This is a genomic window from Streptomyces mutomycini (assembly GCF_001700505.1).
Classification (GTDB): Bacteria; Actinomycetota; Actinomycetes; order Streptomycetales; family Streptomycetaceae; genus Streptomyces; species Streptomyces mutomycini.
In genome coordinates, this window is the sequence record NZ_MAPV01000286.1 from 1 (window position 1) to 11,527 (window position 11,527).

The window sequence follows — 11,527 nt, forward strand, 5'->3', positions numbered from 1 at the left end:
CACCCCGTGCCCGTCCGGCGCGCGATGACCGCCCCGGTCAGCCCCCGGACCGGCATGCTTGACCCATGCCCGCCACCGACCTCGCCCGAGCCCTGGCCCGGGCCATCCACGGCGACGTGGAGTCCGACGCGACAGCCCGCGCCCTGACGACCATGGACGCGTCCAACTACCGCCGTGTCCCACAGGCGGTCGTGGCCCCCCGCGACGCCGCGGACGTCGCCGAGACCCTCCGCATCTGCCGGGAGCACGCCACGCCGGTCGTGGCCCGCGGCGCCGGCACCTCCATCGCCGGTCAGGCCACCGGCACCGGCGTCGTCCTGGACTTCACCCGTCACATGCGGAGCGTCACCGAGCTGGACCCGGTGTCCCGCACCGCCGTCGTCCAGCCAGGAGTCGTCCTGGACGACCTGCGTGCGGCGGCGGCCCCGCACGGGCTGACGTTCGGCCCCGACCCGTCCACCCACAGCCGCTGCACCCTCGGCGGCATGATCGGCAACAACTCCTGCGGCTCGCACTCCGTCGCCTGGGGCACCACCGCCGACAACCTCCGCAGCCTGCGCGTCGTGCGCTACGGCGGCGGCGAGCCCCTGCACATCGGCCGGGGCCTGCCCGACGCGCCGCCCGGCCTCCATGACTTCGCCGCCGCCCACCTCGCCCTCCTGCGCACCGGCTTCCCCGAACTCCCGCGCCGTATCTCCGGATACGCCCTCGACGCGCTGCTCCCCGAGCACGGCCCGGACCCCGCCCGCGCCCTCTGCGGCAGCGAGGGAACGCTCGCCGTGGTCACCGAGGCGACCGTCCGCCTCGTCGAGACGCCCGCCGCCCGCGCGCTCGCCGTCCTCGGATACGCCGACGAGCCGGCCGCCGCCGAAGCCGCCCCCGGCCTGCTCCCGTACGGCCCGCTCACCGTCGAGGGCATGGCCGCCGACCTCGTACGCGAACCGGCCGGCCTGCCGCGCGGCGCGGCCTGGCTGTTCGTGGAGACGGGCGGCGCGACCCCCGCCGAGGCCCGCGCCCACGCCACCCGGATCCTGCGCGCCGCCGACGCCCTGGACGGCACCGTCGTCACCGACCCCGCCGCGATGCGGACCCTGTGGCGCATCCGGGAGGACGCCGCAGGCACCGCGACCCGGATGCCCGACGGCACCGAGGCATGGCCCGGCTGGGAGGACTGCGCCGTACCCCCCGCCCGCCTCGGGCCGTACCTCCGCGACTTCCGGGCCCTCCTCGCCGAACACGGCCTGCGCGGCACGCCGTACGGGCACTTCGGCGACGGCTGCATCCACGTACGCATCGACTTCGACCTGCTGACCGAACAAGGCGTGGCCCGCTTCCGCCGCTTCTCCGAGGACCAGGCCGGCCTCGTCGTCGCGCACGGCGGATCGCTGAGCGGCGAACACGGCGACGGGCTGGCGAGGTCCGAGCTGCTGCCCCGTATGTACGGGGACGACATGGTGCGCCTGTTCACGCGCTTCAAGGACCTCTGGGACCCCGACGGCGGCCTGAACCCCGGCATCCTCGCCCGCCCGGCACGCCTCGACGAGAACCTCCGCTTCGCGGTGCTCCCCGGCCGCCCCGTGGACGTGGCCTTCGGCTACCCGCACGACGGCGGCGACTTCACGGCGGCCGTCCGCCGCTGTGTAGGCGTCGCCAAGTGCCGTACGGCGAAGCCGGGTCCGGACGTCATGTGCCCCTCCTTCCGGGCGACCGGCGAGGAGGCGCACTCCACCCGCGGCCGCGCCAGGCTGCTCCACGAGATGCTGGCCGGCGAGGTGATCACGGACGGCTGGCGGTCCACCGAGGTACGGGACGCACTCGACCTGTGCCTGTCCTGCAAGGGCTGCCGCACCGACTGCCCGGTGGGCGTCGACATGGCCACGTACAAGGCGGAGTTCCTCCACCACCACTACAGGCACCGGCTGCGCCCGGCCGCGCACTACGCGATGGGCGGCCTCCCCAGGTGGCTGCGGATGGCGGCCCCCTTCGCGGGCGTGCTCAACGCCCTGGCGCGGATCCGACCGCTCGCCGCCCTCGCCCGACGGCTCGGCGGCATCGACCCGCGCCGGGCGCTCCCGGTCCTGGCACGGCGGACGTTCCGCGCCTGGGTGCGCACCCGCCGGGCACCGGGGGCCGGAGAGGCCGTCGTCCTCTGGCCGGACACCTTCACCGACCACCTCTCCCCGGAGGTCGGCCGTGCGGCGGTCCGGGTCCTGGAGTCGGCCGGCCGTACGCCGGTGCTGCCCGGCCGTGGCGTGTGCTGCGGCCTCACCTACGTATCGACGGGCCGGCTCGACGCGGCCCGCGCGGTCATGCGCCGCACTCTGAACCTGATGGGCCCGGCCCTGGGGTCCCCGGTCGTCGTCCTGGAACCGAGCTGCGCAGCCACTCTCCGTACGGACCTGCCGGAGCTCCTCCCCGACGACCCGCGCGCCGCCGGACTCGCCGCCTCCGTACGCACCCTGGCGCAGTACCTGGAGGAGTACGCCCCCGGCTGGACGCCGCCCCGGCTGGACCGCCGCGTCGCCGGCCAGACCCACTGCCACCAGCACGCTGTGCTCGGCGACGGTGCCGAGCGCAGGCTCCGCGAGAAGGCGGGCCTGACCGGTGAACTGAGCGGCGGCTGCTGCGGGCTGGCCGGCAACTTCGGCTTCGAGAGGGGCCACTGGGACGTCTCGGTGTCCTGCGCCGAGGACCAGCTGCTCCCCTCGGTGCGGGCGGCGGGACCCAGCACGGAACTGCTGGCCGACGGCTTCTCCTGCCGCACCCAGCTCGACCAGCTGGCCGGGCGGCGGGCCCGGCACCTCGCCGAGGTGCTGGCGGAGGGGCTGGAGGCGTGATCCTCCGCCAGCACGGCGTGACCGGCGGCCGCCAGGGCGTCCGGCCGAAGGGCGTTGACCCGCTATCGCATGGCGTCCGGGGGTGGGTCCTGGGCGCCCCGGCAGACGATTTCCCGTGCGAGTTCCGCCAGTCGGGGCAGTGCGGGGTGGCCGGGCCCGTCCCGGCGGGCCAGCAGGACGGGCAGCGGCGGGGCGTCGTCCAGGGGTACGTAGGTGACCCCCGCGTGCGGATGCATCTGGGCGGTGGACGCCCCCGAGACCCCGCTGCCCCGCCCGGCCGCGATGGCGGTGAGCCAGTCGTCGGTGTTGGCGACGGTGAGGGTGGCGGCCGGACGCGCGTGCGGGGGCCACAGGTCGAGCGTGGTGGCGCCCGAGACGGTGTTCAGGACGACCGCGTCGCCGGACAGATCCGCCAGGGACAGTGAGTCGTGGGCGGCGAGCGGGCCGTCGGCGGCGACGGCCGCCACCCGCTGCTCGGTGAACAGCACCTCGGTGACCAGCCCAGGGGCGGAGACCGGCCCCCGGAGCAGAGCCGCGTCCACCTCTCCGCGGGTGAGACCCGCCGTGCGGTCGTCGATGCGCAGCAGTTCGAGCGGGGTGTCCGGATGCCGCTGCTGCCAGGTCCGCAGCAGCGGTGTGGTGTACGGGCCGAACGCGGACCAGGCGTGTCCGAGCCGGAGCGGCCAGTGGTGCAGCCGGCCGGGATCGAGGGCCTCGTCGAAGGCGCCGACCGCGGCGGCTGCCTTGTCGCGGAAGGCGACGCCTTCGGCGGTGAGGGCGAGGTGGTGGGTGGAGCGGTCGACGAGCCGGACGCCCAGGTGTCCTTCGAGGGCGGCGAGCGTACGGGAGACGACGGGCTGCGTGACCCGCAGCCGGGTGGCGGCGCGGGTGACGCTGCCCTCGTCGGCGATGGCGAGGAAGGCCCGCAGATGCCGGACCTCGATACCGCGGCCGCCCTTGCCCATGCCCTGCCCTGTGCTCATGCGTCCGGAGCATAACGGGAGCGCAATCGGCATTTCACGGGAGGCGCGCGGGTCTCTACGGTGAGGGCGTGAGCGGGCTCCCGTTAGTGCCGTATCGTAAACTCCCTAGTGCATTGCATTGAACTCGATGAGAGGTTCCTGGTGAACGACCCGCACGCTGGCGTCGAGCCGGCCGCTGCCGTTTCCGTCCCCGAGGCGGTGTCCGCGCTCGACGAGCCGGGACGCGGCAGACAGGGCCGCTCCGGCGGACGCGGGGCCGCGTTCGGTCCGGTCGCGCTGGTCGTGGCGGGCGGGCTCTCCGTGCAGTTCGGTGCGGCCGTCGCCGTCCTGCTGATGCCGAAGGCGGGCGCGCTGGGCGTCGTCACTCTGCGCCTCGCCGCCGCCGCGCTCGTCCTGCTGGTCGTCTGCCGGCCGAAGCTGCGGGGGCACTCGCGCGCCGACTGGGGCACCGTGGTGGCCTTCGGCGTTGCGATGGGCGGCATGAACACGCTCTTCTACCAGGCCGTCGACCGCATCCCGCTGGGCGCGGCCGTCACCCTGGAGGTGCTGGGCCCGCTGGTGCTGTCCGTCATCGCCTCCCGCCGGCTGGCCAACCTCGTGTGGGCGGCGCTGGCGCTGTGCGGTGTCGTCCTGCTGAGTGGCGGCGGCTTCGACCGACTGGACCCGGTCGGCGCGGCGTACGCCCTGGGCGCGGGCGTCATGTGGGCCGCGTACATCGTCTTCAGTGCCCGCACCGGCCGCCGCTTCCCGCAGGCGGACGGGCTGGCCCTGGCCATGGTGGTGGCGGCGGCGCTCTCGTTGCCCCTCGGCATCATGGAGGCCGGCTCGAAGCTGGTGGTCCCCTCCACGCTGGGGCTGGGGATCGCCGTGGCGCTGCTGAGTTCGGTCCTCCCGTACACCCTCGAACTGATGGCCCTGCGCCGGCTGCCCGCGCCGACCTTCGCGGTCCTGATGAGCCTCGAACCGGCCATCGCGGCCATGGCGGGCTTCCTCATCCTCGACCAGGCCCTCTCCGCGACGGACGCCCTGGCCATCGCCCTGGTCATCGGGGCGAGCATGGGCGCGGTGCGCAGCCGGACGCGTGGGCCCCACAAGCAGTGAGCCGGTCGCTCCGGGGCACCTGCCCGTTCAGCCCTTAGGGTGGTCGCGATGGCCGACCTGGAGGAACACATGCCGGAACGCGACGATCTGCTCGCCCTCGTGACCGATCAGCGCACCAACTTCCTCTACGCCGTCGAGGGACTCGACGACGCGGGGGCCCGGGCCCGGACGACGGTCAGCGAGCTGACCCTCGGCGGACTCCTGAAGCACCTCGGACTCATGCAGCGCAGCTGGCTCGACGTCGTCGAGGGCACCGCTCCCGCCGACGTCGGCTGGGCGGACCTCGACCCCGACGGCAACCGGATGACCGACGCCGAGACGGTGCCCGGGCTGCTGGAGGCCTTCCACACGGCGGCGGCCGCGTTCGACCGTACGGTGCGCGAGGAGGCCGACCTCGACCGCGAGGTCACGCTGCCCGCGTACCCCTGGTCGCCCCCGGAGCCGGTCGTCTGGACCGTCCGTCGCGTCCTGTGGCACATCTTCCGGGAGATCGCCCACCACAGCGGCCACGCCGACATCATCCGAGAGTCGCTGGACGGTGCCAGCACCACGGCGAAGATGGCCGAGGCGGCGTCGCAGGGGCAGTAGCGGCGCACTGCGGGGTCCGCGCGGACGCCGTGGCGCCACCCTGCGACCCGTGCCGCGTGGTCACCGCGCCGGGAACGGGCGCGGGAGGCACGATGGACGGGAGTGGAGGAAGGAGGCGCGCGTATGGGATCCGCAAAGGGAACCGACGAGTACGACGGGCTGTACTCGCACACCCCCTCGCAGGCCGAGGGCGAACGCGACGACGAGCCGGCCGTGCGCGGCAAGGCCGCGGAGACGCACCCCGACGTCCCCCGGACCGAACCCTCACAGGCGGAGGGCGACCGCATGGAATGACCTGGGCGGCGGCTCAGCCGTCGACGGGCAGGATGCGGAACGCGGTGAGGCCGGGCGTCAGGGGGGTGATGGCCCTGAAATCCCGCTGGTCGAGGGTGAAGATGCGGTCGGTCCGGTACCGGTCGGCAAGGACGACGCCGACCGCGTCCGCCAGGTCCAGCCTCAGCCCCTCGTAGGTGCGGCGCACTTCGTGGGCCGCGGCGAGGTCGGCCGGTTTCAGGTCGGCGAGCCTGTACTGGCCGTCCGCCATGCGCGAGTTGAGCGCCTCCATCACCTGCATGGAGGCCGGGAAGCCGAGGTCCCGGTGGACGAGGTGGTCCAGCTCCGTGACGACCAGCGGGGAAATGGCCAGCGTCTCGTTCTCGAGGATCTTCGCCGCGCCGGAATGCTCCGGCTGTGCGGTGTCGAAGGCCGCGTAGAGGGCGGAGGTGTCGGCGACGATGATCAACGGCGTGCTGCGCGTTCCTTGATGTGCGCGTACACCGCGTCGTCCATCGCTTCCGGGGTGAGCGGGCGTCCGCTGTCGAAGACCGGGAGTTTCCGGCTTCGCTTGGGCCGTTCCGCATCGTCGAGGATCATGGCGATGCCTCGCCTGATGAGCTCCGCCTTGCTGACGCCGGTGGCCGACGACTCGGCGTCCAGCCGTACTTCCAGATCCTCCGGAAGGTACACAGTCGTCTTTATCATGCTTCCAAGGTACCACCCTGCCCTACGTAGGGCAGGGTGGAGCGGGACCAGCCCGTAACAGCCCGGCCCGGCTGTTACGTTCCTGGCCATGAGCGACGGCGGCGTGTACGTGGGGCACGCGGAGAAGGACGCGGCACTCGATCACGGATGGCTGCTGGGTCACTTCAAGGAGCCGTCCGACCCGCGCCACAGCGAGGCCCTGGAGATCAAGTGGGGCGTCCACCCCCGGGGCGACGAACGCGCGCAGTGGGTGAGGGGCGAGGAGCGTACGGCGTGCTCGTGCTCATCAGCGGTCGGTTCCTGATGCGGTTCCCCGGGCGTGACGTCCTTCTGGAACGCCAGGGCGACTACGTCGTATGGGGCCGGGGCACCGGCCATTCCTGGTGCGCGGAGGAGGAGTCCGTGGTCCTGACCGTGCGCTGGCCCTCCGTCCCGGGCTACCGGGCCGGCTGAACCACCGGTCGCCCGAGCCGCGTCACCGGCTGGCGGCCAGCACTGCTGCCAGGCCGTCCCGCTCGACGTCCACGCATCGCCGCGTCCTGAGCTACGGGTAACCTCCCGCCATGGAAACCTCGCAGAGCCGAGAAGACGACATCCTCAGGCTCCAGGGGCAGCCCCGTATCGCGGCCCTCGACGAGCTGGTCGCGGACCTGCGCTCGCCCGATCCTGCGGTGCGCGACGATCTGGCGTACCTCACGGCGAAGCGCTGGATTCCGGTGCTCGAACCGGTGGAGCGGCTGTACGTGGGTGACCGCGTGGCTGCGCACTTCACCTCACCCGCCATTCAGGCCCGCTCCTTCGCCCCCCTCGTCCTTGCCCTCGTCGCCGAACGCGGAGAGTGGAAGCCGGAGTGGTGGAATGCCTTCGCCGACTGGTATCCCGCCGAATCCGACCTGCGAGGGTACGACCCGGAGCTCGGCTGGCTGCATGCCCCCGCACACGGTGCCGACCTGCTGGCCGCCCTCTCCCACCACCCCCAGCTGGACCCGTACCCGCTGGCGGAACTGGCGGTCTCCCGGCTGCTGGCCGATACGGACCACGTCTTCGATGCGCAGGAGGACGACCGCCTGGCCTTCGCCCTCGCTCAGATCCTCAGCCACCCCGACCTCGCCGCAGCCCAGTCGGTGCAGTGGCTGGCGCCCATTGCCGCGGCCTTCCGCACAGGTGAGCCGGGGCCGGTACCCGCTTGGGCGTCCAACACCATGCGCACCCTGCGCATGCTCTACGTCCTGGCCGACCGCGGCTTCCGCAGTCCTGCGGCGGGAACACCTCGGGCGCTCACCCATCGAGCCGTAGTCCTCGGCTCCATCGCCGAAACGCTCGCGATCGTCGCCCCGTACGCGGGATGACGCACTCGTGCGGGAAGGGCCGCGGTCGCCTCTCGGCGTGTAGGGGGCCGGTCATCCGGTCCCGGGGTGCGATGTTCGATGTCGGTGACGTCCTGTCCGCCGTACCCCGGATGCCGGAATCGTGTGCGCTATGAGGGCAGTTGGCGACGACCGCTGCTTCGCCGGCCGGGCCGGCAGAACCCCGGCGTGGGTGTCGCAGCCACGGACGGCGTGAAGGCGGTCGCCGTGGGCCTGCCTGTGTCCGTCCGGATGAGGCCAGGCACCGGCAGTCACTGTCCGGAGCGTTAGAGTCTGTCCACTTCAAGGCAAGGGGTAGGGGGAAAGCGGTGCAACTCGGTACATGCTCGATCTGCCGGCTGCGGGTGCCTGTGGGCAATGGACTCATCGCCTCCCACAAGGTGGGAGGGCAGCCCTGCCCGGGAGCCGGCCGGGCGGCTGTGGGTCTGCGCACCCGGGTGGATACCTGGGTGGAGACGATTCAGATGTTGCTCGGGGGCCTGGGCGCCCTCGCGTTCCTCGTCGGGTTCGTCGGGATGCTGTTCTCCGAAACCGTTCCGCTGGTCGCACTCCCTGTCGGCGCTGTTGCGGCCATCACCGTCTGGATGCTCGACGCCACCCCTCCGGGAAGGCGCAACACCGCCCGGAACAAGGCCGAAACGGCCCGACAGGCCGGAATCCGCGAGAGGAAGGCCGCGCGCGCCGAGCGGGAGCGTGAGCAGGAGCGGCAGGACGCGCTTGCCCGTGAGGCGACACGAGCGGCCCAGGCGCTGCGGCGCGAGGTACGTGAGTTGCTCGACGGCCTGCCCGAGCGCGGAGCACCACAGGAGGAGGCGATCGCCTACTGCCTGTCGGGAACCGGCGCGGCACGCAACCCACGCGTCCAGGCCGAGGCGGAGCGGCTCGCGCGACGGCATGTCGCGGTCGACCAGCGCATCCTGTGCGTCGCCCTGTCGGTGACCAGCGGTCCCGGGAAGCGCCCGGCACTGCTGATCCTCACCGACCGTGCGGCGGCCGTATCGGACAAGGGCACGTCCTACCGGTACGACCCCGATCCCGGTGATGTGACCGAAGGCTGGGGAGTCCAGGTCGGAGACCTGCTCTTCTCCTTCCTCGACAACCCCCGGCTGCGGACCGCCCTCGCTGCCCGAGCGGAGGCCGCGGCGCTCCCCGCACCAGCCACGCCCCCGGCGGGCCGCCCTGAGCCACGGCTGATCCGCACACCGCGGGAGGCCGAACTCGTCGCCGTCGACTGGATGCGCTACCTGGGCTTCGCCGACGCGGTGGCCACGCCCGTCGGCGCCGACGAGGGGATCGACGTCATCTCCGAGCGGGGTCTTGCCCAGGTGAAGATGGAGGGCAAACCCACCAGCCGCCCGACCGTCCAGCAACTCCATGGCGTCGCCACCGCCGAGGAGAAGGAGGCCCTGTTCTTCTCGCTGGGCGGCTACACCTCGCCGGCCTCCACGTGGGCCTCGCAGCACGGGATCGCCCTCTTCCGGTACGACCACCAGGGGACGCCCCAAGCCGTCAACCCGCCCGCGCTGCGGCTGATGGAGACAGCCGACGCACGGGCGTCCGAGCCGGCCGACGCCGAGCACGGCGGCGACGCGTAGTCCGTCCGCCGCCGTCTCCTGTCCTGTCGTCCTTCGGGGGCTCCGGCAGGGAGTCGAGGTAGCTCTTGCCCGCCTCGCGGACGCCGTGCATGTCCGACTGTGTGTCGGCCCAGTCATGCTTGGAAACCGTCAGGTCGTCATCGGCCTTCAGCGCGCGCAGCTTCGGCGCCCACTTCGCGTCCGTGTCGGTGGCTTCCTTCAACGCGTCGGCGATCCGGTTCGCGTACCCAATGGCCCTGCCGTAGTTCGGGTTCGGATGGACCCCGAATCATGCAAGCGTGCTTGCTTGTTTTGTGGGGCGCTGGCATGCTCCGGGGCACACCTCCACGCCCCGAGGGGAGCGCATCGTGCCCGACGCAACGGCCGTGACCGCCGCCGTACTCGACGACTTGCGTGAGGAGGGCGACGAACTCGACCTGCTGGTAGCGGGGTTGAGTGCAGGCGAGTGGGCTGCGCCGACCCCTGCCGAGGGGTGGACCGTCGCTCACCAGATCGCCCATCTCAACTGGACCGACGAGGTGGCCCTGGTCGCCGCCACCGAGCCCGACGCTTTCTCGGCCGAGGTGGAGAAGGCGCTGGAAGCCCCCGGGACCTTCGTCGACGAGGCCGCCGAAGCAGCCGTCACCGCCCTGACGCCCGAAGCGCTGCTCGTGGAGTGGCGGGAGGGGCGGGCCCGGCTTCAGAAGGTGCTCCGCGCGGCGCCGGCGGGGACGAAACTGCCCTGGTACGGCCCGCCCATGAGCGTCGCCTCGATGGGGACCGCGCGGCTCATGGAGACCTGGGCGCACGGCCAGGACATCGCCGACGCGCTCGGAGTGACCAGGAAGCCGACCGCACGGCTGCGGCACGTCGCCAGGATCGGTGTCCGGGCCCGGGACTACGCCTACTTCGTGCGCGGGCTCCAGCCCCCCGGCGAACAGTTCCGGGTCGAACTCCGCCCGGAGGAGGGCGAATCGGTGGTGTACGGCCCCGAGGACGCCGCCCAGCGCGTCACCGGGCCGCTGCTCGACTTCTGCCTGCTCGTCACCCAGCGCGCCCACCGGGACGATCTCGCCGTCGAGGCGGTGGGTGCGGACGCAGGGCAGTGGCTGGACATCGCGCAGGCCTTCGCCGGACCGGCCGGACCCGGGCGGCCCCGGAAGGCGGACCGGTGACGAGCCCGCTCCGCATCGGCAACGCGTCCGGCTTCTACGGCGACCGCTTCGACGCCGTACGCGACATGCTCACCGGCGGCCCGCTGGACGTCCTCACCGGTGACTACCTCGCCGAACTCACCATGCTCATCCTGGGCCGCAGCCGCCTCAAGGACCCGAAACGCGGATACGCCTCGACCTTCCTGCGGCAGCTGGAGGAGAACCTCGGGCTGGCCAGGGAGCGGGGCGTGAAGATCGTCGCCAACGCCGGCGGGCTGAATCCAGCCGGACTCGCCGACGCCGTGAGGGAGATGGCCGACCGGACCGGCGTACCCGTGCGCGTCGCGCACGTCGAGGGCGACAGCCGCCCCGTGCCCGACGGCTACCTCACCGCCAACGCCTACCTCGGCGGCGGAGGCATCGCGGCCTGTCTGCGCGCCGGGGCCGACGTCGTCGTCACCGGCCGGGTCACCGACGCCGCCCTCGTCACCGGGCCCGCCGCAGCCCACTTCGGCTGGGAGCACGACGACCTCGACGCCCTCGCCGGAGCCGTCGTCGCCGGGCACGTCCTGGAGTGCGGGACCCAGGCCACCGGCGGCAACTACGCCTTCTTCGACGACCACGACGTCCGCCGGCCCGGCTTTCCGCTCGCCGAGATACACGCGGACGGGTCCTGTGTCATCACCAAGCACGACGGCACGGGCGGCGTCGTCGACGTCGGCACCGTCACCGCGCAACTGCTGTACGAGACAAGCGGCGCACGCTACGCGGGGCCCGACGTCACCGCCCGGCTCGACACCGTCCGGCTGGCGCAGGAAGGGCCGGACCGGGTGCGGATCAGCGGCGTACGCGGCGAGGCCCCGCCGCCCACGCTCAAGGTCGGGCTCAACCGGCTCGGCGGGTGGCGCAACGAGGTCGTCTTCGTGCTGACGGGGCTCGGCA

11 protein-coding genes and 2 pseudogenes are annotated in these 11,527 nt (G+C 72.9%); 9 read left to right on the forward strand and 4 right to left on the reverse strand.

The window, feature by feature from the left end:
* The first annotated feature begins 65 nt into the window (after positions 1–65).
* Positions 66–2,837, forward strand: coding sequence for an FAD-binding and (Fe-S)-binding domain-containing protein (locus BFF76_RS29455; RefSeq protein ID WP_065849446.1), 2,772 nt, complete (start codon positions 66–68; stop codon positions 2,835–2,837).
* Between the two features lie 62 nt (positions 2,838–2,899).
* On the opposite strand, the gene BFF76_RS29460 is transcribed toward BFF76_RS29455, so the two are convergent.
* Positions 2,900–3,820 carry a LysR family transcriptional regulator gene (locus BFF76_RS29460; protein ID WP_065849447.1) on the reverse strand — a complete coding sequence of 307 codons (921 nt, stop codon included), beginning with the start codon at positions 3,818–3,820 and terminating at the stop codon, positions 2,900–2,902.
* Positions 3,821–3,961: 141 nt separating this feature from the next.
* Between BFF76_RS29460 and BFF76_RS29465 the strand changes: the two genes are divergently transcribed.
* The 3 genes from BFF76_RS29465 (at position 3,962) to BFF76_RS33165 (ending at position 5,803) form a co-directional block, all read left to right on the forward strand.
* Complete coding sequence (locus tag BFF76_RS29465) at positions 3,962–4,921, forward strand: EamA family transporter (protein WP_031093208.1); 960 nt, start codon at positions 3,962–3,964, stop codon at positions 4,919–4,921.
* 69 nt (positions 4,922–4,990) lie between these two features.
* The gene (locus tag BFF76_RS29470; protein WP_065849451.1) at positions 4,991–5,509 is read left to right on the forward strand and encodes a mycothiol transferase; all 519 of its coding nucleotides are present in this window, start codon (positions 4,991–4,993) and stop codon (positions 5,507–5,509) included.
* Between the two features lie 123 nt (positions 5,510–5,632).
* The gene (locus tag BFF76_RS33165; RefSeq protein WP_167359539.1) at positions 5,633–5,803 is read left to right on the forward strand and encodes a hypothetical protein; all 171 of its coding nucleotides are present in this window, start codon (positions 5,633–5,635) and stop codon (positions 5,801–5,803) included.
* A 13-nt stretch (positions 5,804–5,816) separates the two neighbouring features.
* On the opposite strand, the gene BFF76_RS29475 is transcribed toward BFF76_RS33165, so the two are convergent.
* Positions 5,817–6,251, reverse strand: coding sequence for a PIN domain-containing protein (locus tag BFF76_RS29475; RefSeq protein WP_065849448.1), 435 nt, complete (start codon positions 6,249–6,251; stop codon positions 5,817–5,819).
* A complete protein-coding gene (locus BFF76_RS29480) occupies positions 6,248–6,490 on the reverse strand; it encodes a ribbon-helix-helix domain-containing protein (RefSeq protein ID WP_051834579.1) in 243 nt (80 codons plus the stop codon). Before BFF76_RS29480 ends, BFF76_RS29475 begins: the two co-directional genes overlap by 4 nt.
* Positions 6,491–6,578: 88 nt before the next feature.
* Here BFF76_RS29480 and BFF76_RS29485 point away from each other — a divergent pair.
* From BFF76_RS29485 to BFF76_RS29495, 3 genes and pseudogenes are all read left to right on the forward strand, one after another.
* A pseudogene (locus tag BFF76_RS29485) lies at positions 6,579–6,943 on the forward strand (cupin domain-containing protein).
* A 110-nt stretch (positions 6,944–7,053) separates the two neighbouring features.
* Complete coding sequence (locus tag BFF76_RS29490; protein WP_065849449.1) at positions 7,054–7,839, forward strand: DUF2785 domain-containing protein; 786 nt, start codon at positions 7,054–7,056, stop codon at positions 7,837–7,839.
* A 467-nt stretch (positions 7,840–8,306) separates the two neighbouring features.
* Entirely contained in the window at positions 8,307–9,452 is a 1,146-nt protein-coding gene (locus BFF76_RS29495; RefSeq protein WP_141695695.1) for a restriction endonuclease, read from the forward strand.
* A gap of 13 nt (positions 9,453–9,465) precedes the next feature.
* Here BFF76_RS29495 and BFF76_RS34230 read toward each other — a convergent pair.
* Positions 9,466–9,714, reverse strand: a pseudogene (locus BFF76_RS34230) (alpha/beta hydrolase); the annotation flags it as partial.
* An 85-nt stretch (positions 9,715–9,799) separates the two neighbouring features.
* Between BFF76_RS34230 and BFF76_RS29500 the strand changes: the two are divergent.
* Both BFF76_RS29500 and BFF76_RS29505 read left to right on the forward strand, forming a co-directional pair.
* Entirely contained in the window at positions 9,800–10,606 is an 807-nt protein-coding gene (locus BFF76_RS29500) for a TIGR03084 family metal-binding protein (RefSeq protein ID WP_031093193.1), read from the forward strand.
* The coding region (locus tag BFF76_RS29505; protein WP_420877235.1) for an acyclic terpene utilization AtuA family protein at positions 10,603–11,527 on the forward strand (925 nt) is incomplete at its 3' end. The genes BFF76_RS29500 and BFF76_RS29505, both read left to right, overlap by 4 nt.

Bases quoted from the DNA above. Each gene is read 5' to 3' on its own strand.
- BFF76_RS29455 (WP_065849446.1), top strand. From the start codon at position 66: ATGCCCGCCACCGACCTCGCCCGAGCCCTGGCCCGGGCCATCCACGGC.
- BFF76_RS29490 (WP_065849449.1), top strand. From the start codon at position 7,054: ATGGAAACCTCGCAGAGCCGAGAAGACGACATCCTCAGGCTCCAGGGG.
- BFF76_RS33165 (WP_167359539.1), top strand. From the start codon at position 5,633: ATGGGATCCGCAAAGGGAACCGACGAGTACGACGGGCTGTACTCGCAC.
- BFF76_RS29470 (WP_065849451.1), top strand. From the start codon at position 4,991: ATGCCGGAACGCGACGATCTGCTCGCCCTCGTGACCGATCAGCGCACC.
- BFF76_RS29460 (WP_065849447.1), bottom strand. From the start codon at position 3,820: ATGAGCACAGGGCAGGGCATGGGCAAGGGCGGCCGCGGTATCGAGGTC.
- BFF76_RS29480 (WP_051834579.1), bottom strand. From the start codon at position 6,490: ATGATAAAGACGACTGTGTACCTTCCGGAGGATCTGGAAGTACGGCTG.